18 protein-coding genes and 1 pseudogene are annotated in these 15,486 nt (G+C 62.4%); 18 read left to right on the plus strand and 1 reads right to left on the minus strand.

All coding sequences use genetic code 11. The features are described from left to right. Positions 1 to 59 precede the first annotated feature (59 nt). The 7 genes and pseudogenes from J3D60_RS05630 to J3D60_RS05660 all read left to right on the plus strand — a co-directional run bounded on the left by J3D60_RS05630 (position 60) and on the right by J3D60_RS05660 (position 5,698). Positions 60 to 551, plus strand: coding sequence for a PilL N-terminal domain-containing protein (locus J3D60_RS05630; protein WP_253490323.1), 492 nt, complete (start codon positions 60 to 62; stop codon positions 549 to 551). Beyond that, a complete protein-coding gene (locus J3D60_RS05635) occupies positions 548 to 1,183 on the plus strand; it encodes a hypothetical protein (protein WP_253490324.1) in 636 nt (211 codons plus the stop codon). Before J3D60_RS05630 ends, J3D60_RS05635 begins: the two co-directional genes overlap by 4 nt. Positions 1,184 to 1,186: 3 nt before the next feature. Then, a complete protein-coding gene (locus tag J3D60_RS05640; protein ID WP_253490326.1) occupies positions 1,187 to 1,933 on the plus strand; it encodes a TIGR03759 family integrating conjugative element protein in 747 nt (248 codons plus the stop codon). Continuing rightward, positions 1,918 to 2,484 carry a transglycosylase SLT domain-containing protein gene (locus J3D60_RS05645; protein ID WP_253490328.1) on the plus strand — a complete coding sequence of 189 codons (567 nt, stop codon included), beginning with the start codon at positions 1,918 to 1,920 and terminating at the stop codon, positions 2,482 to 2,484. Before J3D60_RS05640 ends, J3D60_RS05645 begins: the two co-directional genes overlap by 16 nt. Then, on the plus strand, positions 2,481 to 2,897 hold the full coding sequence (locus J3D60_RS05650) for an integrating conjugative element protein (RefSeq protein WP_253490330.1): 417 nt from the start codon (positions 2,481 to 2,483) through the stop codon (positions 2,895 to 2,897). The genes J3D60_RS05645 and J3D60_RS05650 overlap by 4 nt, the downstream gene beginning before the upstream one ends. 1 nt (position 2,898) lies before the next feature. After that, a pseudogene (gene traD, locus J3D60_RS05655) lies at positions 2,899 to 4,905 on the plus strand (type IV conjugative transfer system coupling protein TraD); the annotation flags it as partial. A 49-nt stretch (positions 4,906 to 4,954) separates the two neighbouring features. After that, positions 4,955 to 5,698: a TIGR03747 family integrating conjugative element membrane protein gene (locus J3D60_RS05660; RefSeq protein ID WP_253490332.1), complete on the plus strand. Its 744-nt coding sequence runs from the start codon at positions 4,955 to 4,957 to the stop codon at positions 5,696 to 5,698. Between the two features lie 57 nt (positions 5,699 to 5,755). Here the strand turns inward: J3D60_RS05660 and J3D60_RS05665 are convergent, their stop codons facing one another. Continuing rightward, positions 5,756 to 6,097: a hypothetical protein gene (locus J3D60_RS05665; RefSeq protein ID WP_253490334.1), complete on the minus strand. Its 342-nt coding sequence runs from the start codon at positions 6,095 to 6,097 to the stop codon at positions 5,756 to 5,758. Between the two features lie 295 nt (positions 6,098 to 6,392). Here J3D60_RS05665 and J3D60_RS05670 point away from each other — a divergent pair, with 295 nt between their 5' ends. From J3D60_RS05670 to J3D60_RS05720, 11 genes are all read left to right on the plus strand, one after another. After that, positions 6,393 to 7,010 carry a hypothetical protein gene (locus J3D60_RS05670; RefSeq protein WP_253490336.1) on the plus strand — a complete coding sequence of 206 codons (618 nt, stop codon included), beginning with the start codon at positions 6,393 to 6,395 and terminating at the stop codon, positions 7,008 to 7,010. A gap of 5 nt (positions 7,011 to 7,015) precedes the next feature. Then, positions 7,016 to 7,798, plus strand: a complete 783-nt coding sequence (locus tag J3D60_RS05675; RefSeq protein ID WP_253490338.1) for a hypothetical protein — start codon at positions 7,016 to 7,018, stop codon at positions 7,796 to 7,798. Between the two features lie 210 nt (positions 7,799 to 8,008). Next, on the plus strand, positions 8,009 to 8,356 hold the full coding sequence (locus tag J3D60_RS05680; protein ID WP_253490340.1) for an RAQPRD family integrative conjugative element protein: 348 nt from the start codon (positions 8,009 to 8,011) through the stop codon (positions 8,354 to 8,356). Then, entirely contained in the window at positions 8,343 to 8,582 is a 240-nt protein-coding gene (locus tag J3D60_RS05685) for a TIGR03758 family integrating conjugative element protein (protein ID WP_253490342.1), read from the plus strand. The genes J3D60_RS05680 and J3D60_RS05685 overlap by 14 nt, the downstream gene beginning before the upstream one ends. Before the next feature lie 77 nt (positions 8,583 to 8,659). After that, positions 8,660 to 8,959 (plus strand): TIGR03745 family integrating conjugative element membrane protein, encoded by a 300-nt coding sequence (locus tag J3D60_RS05690; RefSeq protein ID WP_253493967.1) that lies wholly within the window; start codon positions 8,660 to 8,662, stop codon positions 8,957 to 8,959. A 13-nt stretch (positions 8,960 to 8,972) separates the two neighbouring features. Then, a complete protein-coding gene (locus tag J3D60_RS05695) occupies positions 8,973 to 9,365 on the plus strand; it encodes a TIGR03750 family conjugal transfer protein (protein ID WP_253490344.1) in 393 nt (130 codons plus the stop codon). After that, a complete protein-coding gene (locus J3D60_RS05700; protein ID WP_253490346.1) occupies positions 9,362 to 10,021 on the plus strand; it encodes a PFL_4703 family integrating conjugative element protein in 660 nt (219 codons plus the stop codon). Before J3D60_RS05695 ends, J3D60_RS05700 begins: the two co-directional genes overlap by 4 nt. Beyond that, complete coding sequence (locus J3D60_RS05705) at positions 10,018 to 10,857, plus strand: TIGR03749 family integrating conjugative element protein (protein WP_253490348.1); 840 nt, start codon at positions 10,018 to 10,020, stop codon at positions 10,855 to 10,857. Before J3D60_RS05700 ends, J3D60_RS05705 begins: the two co-directional genes overlap by 4 nt. Beyond that, on the plus strand, positions 10,847 to 12,229 hold the full coding sequence (locus J3D60_RS05710; protein ID WP_253490351.1) for a TIGR03752 family integrating conjugative element protein: 1,383 nt from the start codon (positions 10,847 to 10,849) through the stop codon (positions 12,227 to 12,229). Before J3D60_RS05705 ends, J3D60_RS05710 begins: the two co-directional genes overlap by 11 nt. Beyond that, the gene (locus J3D60_RS05715; RefSeq protein WP_253490353.1) at positions 12,210 to 12,620 is read left to right on the plus strand and encodes a TIGR03751 family conjugal transfer lipoprotein; all 411 of its coding nucleotides are present in this window, start codon (positions 12,210 to 12,212) and stop codon (positions 12,618 to 12,620) included. Before J3D60_RS05710 ends, J3D60_RS05715 begins: the two co-directional genes overlap by 20 nt. Continuing rightward, on the plus strand, positions 12,620 to 15,442 hold the full coding sequence (locus J3D60_RS05720; RefSeq protein ID WP_253490354.1) for a conjugative transfer ATPase: 2,823 nt from the start codon (positions 12,620 to 12,622) through the stop codon (positions 15,440 to 15,442). Before J3D60_RS05715 ends, J3D60_RS05720 begins: the two co-directional genes overlap by 1 nt. Positions 15,443 to 15,486 lie beyond the last annotated feature (44 nt).

A 15,486-nucleotide genomic window follows, 5' to 3' on the forward strand; every position in this document is an offset into this window, starting at 1 on the left:
CAGATGGCAGCGGGCACATCAAGGCACGACGCTGCGCCATAACTGTCATGGAGCCCATCATGCTGATACGCCCAAATTGCTATCGCCCGATCATTGCCGCTTTGGCCGCGATGCTGGTCGGTGCATGTGCCTCAACCACAGAGGAAACAGCACTTTCCATCACACCGATGCCGGTGCCAACCGACGAGGATGTACGCGGGTTCCTGCGCCAAGGCCGCTACACCCTGGTCGAACTGCGCCCCGACGCCGGGCAGCAGAACCTGCTGCGGCAAATCATCGACCTACGCATTCCAGCGACCCACGCCACCACCGTCGGCGATGCCATACGCTATCTGCTGCGCCGCTCGGGCTACCAGCTGTGTGAGGGGGGCCCGGTACTGGCGACCTTGTGGGATCTACCCTTGCCGGCGGCACATTTACGGCTTGGCCCGCTGCCGTTGAACCAGACCCTGCAACTGCTGGCCGGTGATGCCTGGCGCCTGTCGATAGATGAACGCGCACGACAGGTCTGCTTTATCACCACCCAATCCAATGGCGAGGCTCAGCCATGATTTCAACGCCCCGCAATAGTTCGCGCCTGATCCGCGTGGCAGTGGTCGTATGGTTGACACTGATCAGCGTCGGCTTGGTCGCGCTGGCACTCTCCCTGACCCGTCTGGATGCACAGCGCCGCCAGGACGCACCTGATGCGCAGATTGCCGAACTGCAAACCCGCGCACTTGAACTGGAAGCGTTCCGGGCCTCGGTCGATGCAGCACCGGCCACAGTCACGGAAAGCGATTTCCAGCTGATGCGCGACCACTGGCAGCAACAGTGGGACACCCTCGACCAGCGTCAGCAGGATCTCGCCAGTGCCACAGACCTGATCGCCCTGCAAAGCCGTCTCAACGCCTTGGCTCAACAGATCGACACTGCCAAACCTATCGTAACCAAACCGTGCCCTCGCGCTGCCAAGCCACGCGCTGTTTCCACGGCCCCGACTTTCCAGTTACTGGGCATGGAGTTGCGTGGCGGCGAACCCTTCCTGGCAATCCAACCCAACGGCACCACCGACTTGGCCACCGTTCGCCTGCTCCAGCTCGGCGATGCCGCAGGCCGCTGGCAGTTGGAGGCCCTGGAACCACGCAGCGCGCTGTTCCGGAGTGGCCAACAGATGCAGCGCCTGCCGCTGCCCCAGGAGTAAGCCATGGCCTCGCAACTGCTCTCCCGTACCCAGCCCGCACTGGCCGTCGCGGTACTGGCGGCCCTGTTGATCGGTCTGGCCTCGGCATTGGCCGGTGGCGACGTCACCAGTGACACCCGCCTCAGCCAGTCACGCGACAGCCGCGAAGTTCGCACCGACGAACAACAGGCCAGGGAGTGGGGCCTGGGCGGTGAAGACTGGGCACGCTACCGGCAGTTGCAACAAGGCCCGCTGGGCGTCTACTCGCCCAACCTTGACCCGTTGACTGCACTGGGTATCGAAGCCCGCAATGACGAAGAACGCCGGCGCTTTGCCGAGCTACAGGTACGGGCCGAATCAGCCCGCGTCAGCAAGGAGCTGGCGTATCAACGCGCCTACGATCAGGCCTGGAAACGGCTGTACCCAACCCTGCAGGTGGTCACCCTGACCGCCGCCGCCAACAGCAGCCCGGCGCGCTTGCAAGGCAATGGCCGCCTGGCGCTGTTTATCGAGGACAACTGCATGGCCTGCAACCTGCAGGTCAAGAAGCTGCAAACCGCCGGCCGCGAGTTCGACCTGTACATGGTCGGCAGCGACAATGACGATGCCCGCCTGCGGCAATGGGCCCAGCGCATGGCACTGGACCCGCGCAGCGTGCGCGAACGCCGGGTCACCCTTAATCACGACGCCGGGCGCTGGGCCAGCTTGGGCGTGGCTGGTGAGCTGCCGGCTCTGGTGCGCGAGGTGGGCGGGCAATGGCAACGTCAATGATCGGCCACTGCACGGCACTGCTGCTGGTCCCGACACTGCTTGATCCATCCGCACTCACCGCGCGGGAACTGCCACCGCCAGCCTATCAACTGGCAGCCGCACAGGCCCGGGTGCCGCCGAATCTGCTCTACGCAGTGGCCCTGCAAGAAAGCGGACGCAACCTGCGTGGGCGGACCGTGCCCTGGCCCTGGACGCTGAATGTCGCCGGCCAATCCCGCCGTTACGGCACCCGCCGCGAGGCCTGCGCTGATCTACGCCAGGTCTTGCAGCTCACCCCCGCCACACGGGTGGATGTGGGTCTCGGGCAACTCAATGCCGGTTATCAACGCCACCGCGTGCGCCAACCCTGCGAGCTGCTGGAGCCGTACCGCAACCTGCGCCTGGCCGCGACCATTCTGCGCGAGCAGTACAACCCCGACCAAAGCTGGTTGATGGCCGCCGGGCGCTATCACCGCCCCGCCGGCGGCGCACCGGCCGTTCGCTATCGACAGCGAGTGGGCCAGCACCTGGCAAGGCTGGAGGTCGTAGCTTCGACCCGGAGAACGCCATGAAACACGTCGCCCTATTACTGGTGTTGTGGGTGCCCCGCCTTGTGCTGGGCGCAGCGTTCGATGACGCGCCAACGGCACCGTACAACGAAGCCGCGCTGCTACCGATCCGCTCACCCTCACTGCGCCCTGGCCCTGTAGAACCGCGAGCGATCAGCCTACCCGGCATCACCGCGCTCTTTCTCATCGGTGACGACCCGCGCTCCCACGCCTGGCTGCAAAAACGCCTGCCCGACCTGCAACGCCTCGGCGCCGCTGGGCTGGTGGTCAATATTGAGTCAGCCAAAGCACTGCAGGCCCTGCGCGAACGTGCCCCCGGCCTGAGCTTGACCCCAGTGCCGGGCGATGACCTGGCCCAGCGGCTGGGACTGAGCGGCTACCCGGTGCTGATCACCGCCACGGCCATCGAGCAATGACATGGCCCAGACCGTCGAAGTGCTGCTGCGCCCGGCGGTGGAGCTATACACCGTGGCGATCTGCGTCGGCAGTGCGCTGCTTTGCCTGACCGCCCCCTGGGCATTGGCGCTCAATCCGCAACTTGGGTTAGGGGCGGCGTTGGGGTTTATCGTGTTCGGCGCAATTCGTCTCCAACAGGCCTGGGTAATCCTGCGCTACCGCCGCAACATCCGCCGCCTGCCCCGCTACGCCCTGCGCGACAGCCAAATCCCGGTCAGCCAGGAGCGGCTGTTTCTCGGCCGCGGCTTTCGTTGGGAACCGCACCATACCCACCGCCTGCTGCAAACCTACCGCCCGGAGTTCCGGCACTACGTCGAGCCCCCTTGGCGGCTGCGCTATGCGCGCCGCCTGGAACAGCGCCTGGAATTTGCCCCCCCGCCCTTGCCGCAACTGGCGCGCGTCACGTGTTGGGACCATCCACTGAATCCAGTGCGTCCCTTGCCCGCAGTGGGCGGCCTGGCCCGCCTGCACGGTGTCGAACCTCATGAGGTCGAAGTCAGCCTGCCGCTGCGTGAGCGGGTCGGCCACACCCTGGTGCTCGGCACAACCCGCGTCGGCAAGACCCGTCTGGCTGAACAACTGATCGCCCAGGACATCCGCCGTGGCGAGACCTGCATCGTGTTCGACCCCAAGGGTGATGCCGACCTGCTCAAGCGTGTGTACCTGGAATGCCTGCGCAGCGGCCGGCTGGATGCCTTCTACCTGTTCCATCTGGGTTGGCCCGACAGTTCCGCGCGCTACAACGCCGTCGGCCGTTTTGGTCGCATCACCGAGGTGGCCAGCCGCATCGCAGGACAACTCTCCAATGAAGGCAACAGCGCCGCGTTCCGCGAATTCGCCTGGCGCTTCGTCAACATCATCGCCCGTGCCCTGGTCGAACTCGGCCACCGCCCGGACTACCTGCTGATCCAGCGCCATGTGGTCAACATTGACACCCTGTTCATCGAATACGCCCAACACCTGTTCGCTAAGCGCGCGCCCAAAGCCTGGGAAGCCATCGTGCAAATCGAAGGCGGCATCAACGAGCGCAATACCCCACGCCATATGCTCGGTCGCGACCGCCGGGTGGTGGCCATCGAGCAGTACCTGACCCAGGCGCCGCTGTTCGACCCGGTGCTCAAAGGCCTGCGCAGCGCCGTGCGTTACGAGCGCTCCTTCTTCGACAAGATTGTCGCCTCGCTGCTGCCACTGCTGGAAAAATTGACCAGTGGCCGCATCGCCCAGTTGCTGGCCCCGGACTACGCCGACCTGAATGACCCACGGCCGATCTTCGACTGGATGCAGGTGGTGCGCCAACGCGCGGTGGTCTATGTCGGCCTGGATGCCCTGTCCGATGCTGAGGTGGCCGCCGCTGTAGGCAACTCAATGTTCGCCGACCTGGTTTCGGTGGCCGGCCACCTATACAAATTCGGCCTGGACGACGGTTTGCCCGGTGTCGCAAACCACCCGATGGCCCCGATCAACGTCCACGCCGATGAATTCAGCGAACTGATGGGCGACGAGTTCATCCCCATGGTCAACAAAGCCGGTGGCGCGGGCGTACAAGTCACCGCCTACACCCAGACCCTCAGCGATATAGAAGCGCGCCTGGGCAACCGCGCCAAGGCCGCCCAAGTAGTGGGCAACTTCAACAACCTGATCATGCTGCGCGTACGCGAAACCGCCACCGCCGAACTGCTGACCCAGCAACTGCCCAAGGTCGATGTCGCCAGCGTCTCACCGCTCAGCGGCGCCACCGACAGCTCCGATCCCCACGGCCGCACCGCCTTCACCTCCAGCAGCATGGACCGTATCAACACCACCAGCGTGCCGTTGCTGGAGCCGGCACATATCGTCGCCCTGCCCAAGGGCCAAGCGTTTGCCCTGCTCGAAGGCGGCACCCTGTGGAAGTTGCGCATGCCACTGCCGATCCACGAACCCAACACCGGCCTGCCCGACGACTTGCGCGCCCTGGCCGAACAGATGCGTTGCCAGTACAACAACGACGCGCCGGCCTGGCACGCGCAAGCCTGCGGCAATGCGTGACCCGGCCAGCGCCGCCCAACAACAGCAGGCGCGGCAGCATGGGCTGGTCATGGGCCTTATCACCCTGCCGCTACGGTTTATCGGGGTGTTATTGGGCTCGTTGCTGCTGTGCCTGGTGATTGAGCTGATCGGTATGCACCTGTTCTGGCCGGAGCAAGGTTGGCGGCATGCACAAGGGATGATGAACTTCGAGCTGCAGCAGCTTTCGGCCCAGTTCATCCGCAGCGTGGTAATGCAGGAGCCGGGGCGCAGCGCCTACCGGCTGGTGAGCTGGTTGCATCAGACCCTGCTGCTCGACAGTGGGCTGCTCGACTGGTTGACAAGGATGAACGAACAGGCGAAAGCGGCTGATACCGCAAGAGGGTTCAACGCTAGCCTGGCTCAGGCCGTGGTGTATCTGGAGCGGCATCTGCTGGCGGCGTTCTACACCACGGTGACTTTTGTACTGCGCCTACTGGTGCTGGCTCTGACCCTGCCGCTGTTCGCCCTGACAGCCTTCACCGGGTTGGTGGATGGGCTGGTGCGGCGGGATCTACGCCGGTTCAGTGCTGGGCGGGAATCGGGGTTTCTGTACCACCGGGCAAGGGCGACAATTCTGCCATTGGCGGTGTTGCCATGGGTGACGTATCTGGCCTTGCCGGTGAGCGTGCATCCGTTGTGGGTGCTGCTGCCCGCAGCAGCGGCTTTGGGAATGGCGATGGATGTGACAGTCGGAAACTTTAAAAAGCACCTTTAAAACTAAGCGTTTGTGGCCGCTTATCCAGCCAGTCACTAGCCCGGTCAGTGAGCATCACTATTCAATACTGATTTTTACATCAGGCTCTGATTTCATCGTCGGGCGATGAAGTTCTGGATCACCGGCATCAAGACATCGGAATTGCAACTCAGCATTGGCGTAACGCCCATAGCCTGAATCTCGCGAAGTCTCCTTCACCGGCATCAGCTGCTTGCTCTTCCTCTCACAGAACGCATTTGCCTCTCGGTAAAGCTCGGCCTTTACCTGAGCACCTCCAAATGTCGTAAAACTGCCATCCTTCGCAACCATGTAGGTGTCCTGGCCCATTTGAACAACGCCCGTCGCAGAGCATCCAGCGGTGAGTATTAAAACGAGGATTGGAGCAAACAAAACGCGCATGAAAAGTTAGTCCCTTGTGATTTCGAGTAGGTATTTTCCCACTCTGCCACATCACCACCTCATACAGCCACTGGACTGAGTAGCCCCAAACAATGCAACTGACCATTCCAGAAGCATTAGTTGAGAACGCAACACTGCGGATGTTGCTACCTGCAATCGAACGTGAGAGGTTTGGTTACGCTCAAACGGGGCTGACACAGCACGGTGACACGGCATGTTGTACGCATGGGTTGATGGAGTAAAACGTTCGCCTACTACCAAGGGAGAGAGAACGACCTGCCGCGATTGCAGTGGCATGTTGACATCTGTCATTCCTGTCGAAAACGTGAACCATTGGAGGCACAAAGCCGGTGATTGTGACGTGTGGAGTGAACCAGAAGGCCCTTGGCACCTCGATTGGAAAGAAGCCTTCCCCGAAAGCTGCCGCGAGGTCGGCCTCATTGACCCTATGACGGGCGAGCGCCATAGAGCCGACGTCTTGTGCGGGGCCGGCGTATCCCCGGCGACTGTATTGGAGTTGCAATACTCCCCTATATCAGAAGATGAGCGGGTTGCACGCGAAGCTTTCTATCAGCAGGCCCACCGCATGTTTTGGCTTGTGCATGTGCATGACGGCCCTTCAAGCTTTACGGGCTGGAGCTTCGCCGCGTCGATTGATTGGCAATCAAAACCGGTTGATATCGACGGTCGCCATTTTGCGATCATGCAGTGGTACGGTCGTAGCAAACAGTTCATCGAGAAGTGGAAACGCGCGACTGCACATGTCTTTTTCGAGTGTCAAGGTCATATCTTCTTTCTCGCGGGTAACACTCTGTCGTTGCGCATCACGGGTGGCATAACACTTAAAAAAGGTCAGTACGCCTTGTGTCATCTGTCGCGTGAGCAGTTCATCCAAACCGTTCTAGCGAGTTAGGGACTATGACAGACAGTCCCACTCGCTTGGTAGTGCCCGGCGGAATCGACTATTACATGTCAATAGCTGACAAAACTGCACAAGAGCTGTTGGCTTCGGAAAACTTGATGGTAATGGTGCTGAGAGAGTACGACACCTATTTCCGTGAACGTCTTTGGCAAGCTGATCAACCGTCAGCCTTACCGCTCATGCTACAGATGAACGCCTATCAGTTGTTCCTCGCCAGTTCAAGAATGGCATTGAGCGGACATAGCGCCGCCGTTTTTCCTCTGTTACGCACTGCATTGGAGTCCGCAGCCTATGCTGGGTTGATGATACAAAATCCCGATCTGGAACAGGTTTGGTCCAGCCGACATCTGGGAGAGACAGATGCTGAGAAAAGGATTTTTCGTAAGGCTTGCAGTAAAGATTTCAACTTTCGCAAAGCAATCGAATCACTGAAAACACTGCAAGCGCATGCACCGAACATTCTCGAATACATCATGGACTGCTATGAGCACGCTATCGACCATGGTGCTCACCCCAATATCATAGGGGTATTCAGCCATGTGACTATCGACAATCAGCGTGCCGATGATGGACTTGTCGCCGCTAACTTCACCAGTCTTTACTCCACGTTTCACATCGAAACGATACGTGGACTCTGTGCCTGTCTCGATTACGGTTTTGCCATCATCAGCATAATTGCACTATCACGCTTGAGCATTAGTGACGCGCTGCTTGAAGAACTCGACCACCTCGTGGACGCCAAGGAAGAAGCCACCACCCCCTACTCTGCGGAGAGCTGAAACTTCGCGCTCACCAAAATTGCCTCAATGCTCCTTGGTTGCCGCTTTATGAACATTCCACTTTACGTTCGCTGCGAGCCAGGTGCCGGTTGAAAGTAGTCAGCGCAAATCTACCGTGCACCATTACGGGCGTGTGCCAGCCCCCATTCCGCACTGCACTGGACTCACGGGGCATGCAGCATTTACCTCCATGTATTGGAGGGCTGACCGATGCTACCCACCTATGTCTCTCGGCAGCCCTTGCTGCTGTTTCCCGCAACGTTGATGCTCTTCGTACCGTTCGCATTTTCATCCACAGCGGCATCCGAACCAGTAAGCCTGGCAGTCCTGCTCCGCCAACTCGACCTCATCGAACGCCAGGCCGAAGCCAGCGCACGCCTCCCCCACGACGACACCTCCCGCTACCACTTCGACTACACCCGTTTTCGCGATGACGTGCAGCGCATGCGCCAGGGCATCCGTGACCACCTGAGCCCGCAGCGCGCCCAGCCGCGCGATCCGCTGCCGTTGTCCGGGGACTACCGCCGTGAAACCGAGGCCAACCATGAGCCTGAGTAACGAACAAAGCATCGCCTTCCTGGCCCACGGCGGGTTCACGCCGGGTGCCAGTGCGGCGCTGTTGATTGCAGTGGTATTCGCGGTGCTGCTGGTGTGGGGCGTATGGGCGTTGCGCACGGCTTATGTCGGTTGGGCCGAGCACAAGCTGACCCAGCGTCAGTTGCTCGGAGTCGCGGTGCGTTTTGCCGCGATGTATGTGGTGTTGACCTATTTCCTGCTGTCATGAACGAGGTTGCCATGAAGCGTTGCCATCAGGTCTTTCCCGTTGCGCTAGCCGTAGCGTTCGGCGGCTGGTCGGCGGCGATGCTGTTATCACCGGCTCGGGCGCGGGGTGCGCTGCCCAGCCTGGAAGAGCCCTCGCGCGGGACAGGTGACGGCATTATCTCAACGATGCAGAACTACGGTTACGACATCGTGCTGCTGGTGGCGTTGCTGGTGATCGCCTCGATGTTCATTGGCGTCTGCTACCACGCCTACACCACCTATTCGGAGATCCACGCCGGGCGCAAAACCTGGGGCCAGTTCGGGCTGACCGTGGCGGTGGGTGCGCTGTTGCTGGTGGTCGGCATCTGGTTGCTGACCCAGGCCACCGGGATCTTGTAGGGAGAAGGCCGCCATGCTGAGCACATCGCGATCCGATCAGACCCTGACCTTTTTACCCCATCGCCTGAACCGCCAACCGGTGGTGGTGCGCGGACTGACGGCCGATGAGCTATGGGCCTGCACCGGGATCAGCGCCGCGCTGGGGGCGCTCGCCGGGTTGCCGTTGGCCTGGCTGAGCCGTAGCGTGGCGATGGTGCCCACGTTGATGCTGATCGCGGTGGTGTGCGGGGTGTTTTTCGGCGGTGGCTTGCTGCGCCGCCAGAAGCGCGGCCGGCCGGATGCCTGGTTGTATCGGCAGTTGCAATGGAGGCTGTGTCAGCGCTATCCGCTGCTGGCCCGCTACGTCGGCGGTGAAGGTTTGATTCTGCGCTCGGGCGCCTGGCGCACACGCCGGAGCCAAGCATGAGCCGCTTCAAGAACGAGGTCACGCACCTGCAAGCCCATGTGCGCAGCTTGCGCCTGGGCGGGTTGGCGTTGCTGGGGCTGACGGCGCTGTTGGCGGTTGGCTGGTGGAGTGCGCCGCGTGACTTGACCATCCACATTCCGCCAGATCTGCGCTCGGGCAGCGTGCGCAAGTGGTGGGAGGTGCCGCCCGGTACGGTGTACAGCTTTGCCTTCTACATCTTCCAGCAGCTCCACCGTTGGCCCACCAATGGCGAAGACGACTACCCACGCAATATCCGCGCGCTTTCCTCTTACCTGACCCCGGCCTGCCGGGCGTTTCTGCTCGACGAAGCCGGGCGCCGGCGCGACAGCGGCGAGCTGCGCCAGCGGGTGCGGGGGGTCTACGAGATTCCCGGCCGCGGCTACGGCGACAACCCGATGATGCGGGTCAAGGCCCTTTCCGATGATGACTGGATCGTCACCCTGGACCTGAGCGCCGATGAGTATTACGGCGCCGAGCAGGTCAAGCGGGCGCTGGTGCGCTATTCGCTGAAGGTGGTGCGGCTGGACATAGATCCCGAGCGCAACCCCTTCGGTCTGGCGCTGGACTGCTACAGCGAAGCGCCGCAACGCATTGGTCGTAGCCCCGATGACAACGGCGAGGAGTCCGCACCATGAAACGACGGCTGTGCAGTGCCCTGTTTTTGCTGGTTAGCCCACTGGCCACTGCGGTGGAGATCCTGCGTTGGGAGCGTTTGCCATTGGCGGTACCGTTGCAAGTCGGCCAGGAGCGGGTGGTGTTTATCGAACGCAATGTGCGGGTCGGCCTGCCTGCGTCACTGCAAGGCAAACTGCGCGTGCAAAGCGCCGGCGGCGCGCTGTACCTGCTGGCGAACGAAGCTATCGCGCCTAGTCGCCTGCATCTGCAGGACGCCGACGATGGGACGTTGATCCTGCTGGATATCGTTGCCGAGCCGGCCAAAACCGGCGAGCCGCCACTGGAGGCGGTGCGCATTGTCGAGGCCGAAAGATCGGCCCCCCGCGACGAGGTGGAGGCTACCGTTGCACGCCCTGCCCCACCAACACCGCTGCCCGTGGCACTGACTCGCTATGCTGCACAAAGCCTGTATGCGCCGCTGCGCACGCTCGAACCAGTACCCGGTTTGAGCACGGTGCCCCTGCGCGATGACCTGGTACTGGACACCTTGATCCCGGAGCTGCCGCTGGCCTATCGCGCACTGGCGGCCTGGCGGCTGGAAGACTTGTGGGTCACTGCGGTGCGACTGCACAACACCTCGCCGCGCTGGATTGAGCTGGATCCGCGCCGCCTGCAAGGGGATTTCGTCAGCGCCACCTTCCAGCATCTCGACCTTGGCCCCAAAGGCGACGCCACTGACACCAGCGTGGTGTATCTGGTCACTCGCGGCCACGGTTTGGCCGGATCGCTGCTGCCAAGTATCAGCCCAGTGGATGCGGTTCTGAACCTGCCCCGGAGCCACGACAATGAAGAGTAACGGCCTGCTCAAGTGGCTGATGCTGCCGCTGATTTTGTTGCTGTTGTACGCCGGCGTGAAGTGGGCCGGATCGTCGCGGGATAACGCGGGCGACAGCAATAGCGTCGAGCCGCTAAGCCGCGATGAAATGCAGGCGCTGGGTATCGAAGGCGATACCCCGCGCGATACGGTGGCCACGCTGGTTGCCCAGGTCAAACAGCTGCGCGGCGAGCTGCAGGGTGCGCTGAAAAGCAATCAACAGGAGAAGGCCGAGAACGAACGTCTGCGTCAGCGCGAAGGCGCCATTGAGCAGCGCGTCCAGAGCACCTTGCAGGACGGGCGCGAGCAGTTGGCCGAAACGCAACGTCAGACCCGTGGCCTGATCGAGGAGCTGCAGCAGCGTCTGGAATCGCTGGGCAATACCGACCTGCCGGTTGGTCTGGGTCTGGAGGACAGCGATAACCAAGGTCTGATGCGTGATCAACTGATCTGGATCGAACCCGAGGATGGCCGCGCCCCAGCAAACAAGCCCTCCAAACCACTGACCTTTCCCACCTCATTCGGCCCCGCCCAAAAACCACTGGAAGACACCTCCGCCCGGCTCGACAACGCAAGCAAGGCGTTGCGTGAAAAAACCGCACTGCAACCGGTGTATACCGTGCCGGCCAATGCCACGTTGATGGGCTCAGTGGCGATGACTGCGTTGATCGGCCGCGTGCCGGTAGACGGCACTGTCAATGATCCCTATCCGTTCAAGGTACTGATCGGCCCGGACAATCTCACCGCCAACGGCATCGACTTGCCGGAAGTGGCCGGCGCGGTGGTCAGCGGCAGCGCTTCAGGAGATTGGACGCTGTCGTGCGTGCGCGGCCAGATCCGCTCACTGACCTTTGTGTTCCGTGACGGTACGGTGCGCACGGTGCCGTCGAAAGGCGCCAAACGCGAAAATGACAACGATGAGCAGAGTAGCGACACCCGCCAGGGGTTGGGCTGGATCAGCGATCACTACGGCATCCCCTGCGTTGCCGGTGAGCGCCGCAGCAACGCCCAACAGTACCTGGGCTCACAGGCGCTGATCACTGCCGCCGGAGCGGGCGCCGCCTCGCTGATTCAGGGCAACAACAGCATGACCTACTCTAGCCCCGGCAATCCGCTGGGCACGGTGGGCATCACCACCAACGAGGCCTTGGGGCGGATTCTGGCCGGTGGGGTGCAGGAGATGGCGCAGTGGGTCAACAAGCTCTACGGGCAGGCTTTCGCGGCGGTATACGTGCAACCTGGCGCCAAGGTTGCGGTGCATATCGAGCGGGCGATCACGGTCGATTACAACCCCAGCGGGCGCCGTGTCGATCACAACCGAGGAGAGAGTGGCCATGTTGTTGAACTGGATTAAATCCGCGCTGTTGTCCGCCCTGGTGGTGCTGGGCGGCTGCGCCACCAACCCGGAGAAGATGCTGCCCCACGGCGATGCCACAATGCTGGATATCTGGAACCGGCAGACCGACGGCGGCGCTTCGATGCGCCGCCTGCTGGACGCCCGCCAAACGCTGCGCCGACCGTTGCAGCCGCCGGTGCCGATGGTCGATCAGAGCGGCTACACCCGCACCGCGCAAAACGAGATCTACCGCCAGTTCCAGCGCCTGCCCAACCCGGACCTGGTGATGTATATGTTCCCGCATTTGGCCGGCACAGAGTCGGTCCCGGTACCCGGCTACAGCACGGTATTCCCGCTGTATCAGCGGGTGCATTACGCCCTGCCCGGCGAGCGGGTCGAGGACTACTGATGAAACGCGTACAGCGTCGTCCGGGGAATGCCTGGCAACGCTATCTGGCTCGGCTGCGCGGCTTGGGCATCCCCGCACCGAGACGTGACGCCACTCGCCGTCCTGCGACCCGCGCCGACGAACAGCAGCTGTATGCCGCGCCGCGGTCCTTTGTCGATCTGCTGCCCTGGGTCGAATATTTGCCCGACTCGCAGAGCCTGCTGCTGGATGACAGTCAATCGGTCGCGGCGTTCTTTGAACTAAGCGCCATCGGCACCGAGGGCCGCGAGGCCGAGTGGTTGTGCAGCGTGCGCGATGCGCTGGAAAACGCCTTGCAAGACAGCTTTGATGAACTGGATCAGCAGCCGTGGGTGGTGCAGCTCTACGCCCAGGACGAGACCGATTGGGACGAGTATCTCGCCGGGCTGCGGGCTTATATGCAACCACGGGCGCAGGGCACGGCGTTCAGCGCGTTCTATTGGCGTTCCATGCAGCATCATCTGCAGGCCGTGGCCAAACCCGGCGGGCTGTTCGAGGACACAACCGTCAGCCACCTGCCCTGGCGCGGCCAACGCCGCCGCACGCGGCTGGTGGTGTACCGGCGCACAGCGGGCACCCCATCACGACGCGGCCTGCCACCGGAAGCGGCCTTGACGGCTGTTTGTGAGCGCCTGCTCGGCGGGCTCGCCAATGCTGGCGTCCACGCCCGCCGCCTGGAGGCGGCCGCGATCCATGCCTGGTTACTGCGCTGGTTCAATCCCGCCCCCGACTGGCTGGGCACAGACGCCGAGACGCGACGGAGTTTCTATCGACTGGCTGAGCTGCCCCCTACCCCGGATGCCGATGAACTGGAACTGGCCTGCGGCAGCGACTTCGCCCAACGCCTGTTCTTTCGCCAACCGCGCTCGGATACGCGGCATGGCGTGTGGTGGTTCGATGAACAACCGCACCGCGTCGTTACCCTGGACCGGCTGCGCAGTCCGCCCGGTATCGGCCATCTCACCGGCGAGACTGCCAAAGGCGGCGATGCGCTCAACGCGGTATTCGACCAATTGCCGGAAGACACCGTGCTGTGCCTGACCCTGCTCATCACCCCGCAGGATCGGCTGGAAGCCCAGCTCAATCACCTGAGCCATAAATCCGTGGGCGACACCCTGGATTCGCAACAGACCCGCGAAGATGTCGAACAAGCGCGCAGTTTGATTGGTCGCTCGCACAAGCTCTATCGGGGGTCGCTGGCGTTCTACCTGCGCGGCCGTGACCTGCCGGAACTGGACGCACGCGGCCTGCAACTGGCCAATGCCTTGCTCAATGCCGGGCTGCAACCGTTGCGAGAAGAGGATGAGGTGGCACCGCTCAACAGCTACCTGCGCTGGCTGCCGTGCGTGTTCGATCCTGAACTGGACAAGCGCCAGTGGTACACCCAACTGATGTTCGCCCAGCATGCCGCCAACCTGGCGCCGGTCTGGGGCCGCAGCGAAGGCACCGGCCACCCCGGTATTACCTTGTTCAACCGGGGCGGTGGGCTGATCACCTTCGACCCGCTGAACCAATTGGATCGGCAGATGAACGCGCACCTGTTCCTGTTTGGCCCGACCGGCTCGGGCAAGTCGGCGACCTTGAACAATCTGCTCAATCAGGTCATGGCGATCTACCGGCCGCGGCTGTTTATCGTCGAAGCCGGCAACAGCTTTGGCCTGTTCGCCGACTTCGCCCAACGTCTGGGCCTGAGCGTGCATCGGCTTAAACTGGCCCCCGGTGCCGGGGTCAGCCTGGCGCCGTTCGCCGATGCTCGCAGGCTCGTGGACAACCCCTGCCAGGTCAAGACGCTGGATGCCGATGCCCTGGATGAGGACGGTTCCGAGCAGGAAGACGAGCGCGATGTGTTGGGCGAACTGGAAATTACCGCGCGGTTGATGATCACCGGCGGCGAGGACAAGGAAGAACAGCGCCTGACCCGCGCCGACCGCAGCCTAATTAGGCAAAGCATTCTGGATGCCGCCCATCACTGCGCCAGCCAGCAACGCACGGTGCTGACCGAAGACGTGCGCGACGCCCTGCGCGCCATGGGCCAGGATCTTGCTTTACCCGAATCGCGGCGTGTGCGCCTGTTGGAGATGGCCGATGCCATGGACCTGTTCTGCCAAGGCAGCGACGGCGAACTGTTCAACCGCGACGGCACGCCCTGGCCCGAAGCCGATGTGACCCTGGTCGACCTGGCCACCTATGCGCGCGAGGGCTACAACGCGCAGTTGTCGATCGCCTATATCTCGCTGATCAACGCGGTGAACAACCTGGCCGAACGCGACCAGATGCTCGGCCGCCCGATCATCAATGTCACCGACGAGGGGCACATCATCACCAAGAACCCGTTGCTGGCGCCCTATGTGGTCAAGATCACCAAGATGTGGCGCAAGCTCGGCGCCTGGTTCTGGCTGGCCACGCAGAACCTGGACGACCTGCCCAAGGCTGCCGAGCCGATGCTGAACATGATCGAATGGTGGATCTGCCTGAGCATGCCGCCGGATGAGGTGGAGAAGATCGCGCGTTTTCGTGCGCTGACGCCGGCGCAGAAAGCCTTGATGCGCAGTGCGCGCAAGGAGGCGGGCAAGTTCTCGGAGGGGGTCATTCTGTCCAAATCCATGGAGGTGCTGTTTCGTGCGGTGCCACCCAGCCTGTACTTGGCGATGGCGATGACCGAGCCGGAGGAAAAGCACCAGCGTCACCAGTTGATGCAGGCTCATGGCATTGATGAGCTGGCAGCGGCGTTCCGGGTCGCAGCCCAACTGGATGGCATCCGAGGGATCGAACCGCTGGTCATCGATCTGCCGGAAATGGGCTGAACGGCATGGAAATTGTCATTCAGTTGAATTACATTCTACCCAAG

Origin of the sequence: Pseudomonas sp. S3E17 (assembly GCF_024168685.1) — a bacterium.
GTDB lineage: Bacteria > Pseudomonadota > Gammaproteobacteria > Pseudomonadales > Pseudomonadaceae > Aquipseudomonas > Aquipseudomonas marginalis.

What these genes read in the sequence shown, in the direction of transcription:
- J3D60_RS05685 (WP_253490342.1), top strand. Translation starts at nt 8,343, where the DNA reads ATGAGCCTGAGTAACGAACAAAGCATCGCCTTCCTGGCCCACGGCGGG.
- J3D60_RS05640 (WP_253490326.1), top strand. Translation starts at nt 1,187, where the DNA reads ATGGCCTCGCAACTGCTCTCCCGTACCCAGCCCGCACTGGCCGTCGCG.
- J3D60_RS05660 (WP_253490332.1), top strand. Translation starts at nt 4,955, where the DNA reads ATGCGTGACCCGGCCAGCGCCGCCCAACAACAGCAGGCGCGGCAGCAT.
- J3D60_RS05630 (WP_253490323.1), top strand. Translation starts at nt 60, where the DNA reads ATGCTGATACGCCCAAATTGCTATCGCCCGATCATTGCCGCTTTGGCC.
- J3D60_RS05635 (WP_253490324.1), top strand. Translation starts at nt 548, where the DNA reads ATGATTTCAACGCCCCGCAATAGTTCGCGCCTGATCCGCGTGGCAGTG.
- J3D60_RS05705 (WP_253490348.1), top strand. Translation starts at nt 10,018, where the DNA reads ATGAAACGACGGCTGTGCAGTGCCCTGTTTTTGCTGGTTAGCCCACTG.
- J3D60_RS05650 (WP_253490330.1), top strand. Translation starts at nt 2,481, where the DNA reads ATGAAACACGTCGCCCTATTACTGGTGTTGTGGGTGCCCCGCCTTGTG.
- J3D60_RS05710 (WP_253490351.1), top strand. Translation starts at nt 10,847, where the DNA reads ATGAAGAGTAACGGCCTGCTCAAGTGGCTGATGCTGCCGCTGATTTTG.
- J3D60_RS05645 (WP_253490328.1), top strand. Translation starts at nt 1,918, where the DNA reads ATGGCAACGTCAATGATCGGCCACTGCACGGCACTGCTGCTGGTCCCG.
- J3D60_RS05665 (WP_253490334.1), bottom strand. Translation starts at nt 6,097, where the DNA reads ATGCGCGTTTTGTTTGCTCCAATCCTCGTTTTAATACTCACCGCTGGA.
- J3D60_RS05690 (WP_253493967.1), top strand. Translation starts at nt 8,660, where the DNA reads ATGCTGTTATCACCGGCTCGGGCGCGGGGTGCGCTGCCCAGCCTGGAA.
- J3D60_RS05720 (WP_253490354.1), top strand. Translation starts at nt 12,620, where the DNA reads ATGAAACGCGTACAGCGTCGTCCGGGGAATGCCTGGCAACGCTATCTG.
- J3D60_RS05680 (WP_253490340.1), top strand. Translation starts at nt 8,009, where the DNA reads ATGCTACCCACCTATGTCTCTCGGCAGCCCTTGCTGCTGTTTCCCGCA.
- J3D60_RS05675 (WP_253490338.1), top strand. Translation starts at nt 7,016, where the DNA reads ATGACAGACAGTCCCACTCGCTTGGTAGTGCCCGGCGGAATCGACTAT.
- J3D60_RS05715 (WP_253490353.1), top strand. Translation starts at nt 12,210, where the DNA reads ATGTTGTTGAACTGGATTAAATCCGCGCTGTTGTCCGCCCTGGTGGTG.
- J3D60_RS05695 (WP_253490344.1), top strand. Translation starts at nt 8,973, where the DNA reads ATGCTGAGCACATCGCGATCCGATCAGACCCTGACCTTTTTACCCCAT.
- J3D60_RS05670 (WP_253490336.1), top strand. Translation starts at nt 6,393, where the DNA reads ATGTTGACATCTGTCATTCCTGTCGAAAACGTGAACCATTGGAGGCAC.
- J3D60_RS05700 (WP_253490346.1), top strand. Translation starts at nt 9,362, where the DNA reads ATGAGCCGCTTCAAGAACGAGGTCACGCACCTGCAAGCCCATGTGCGC.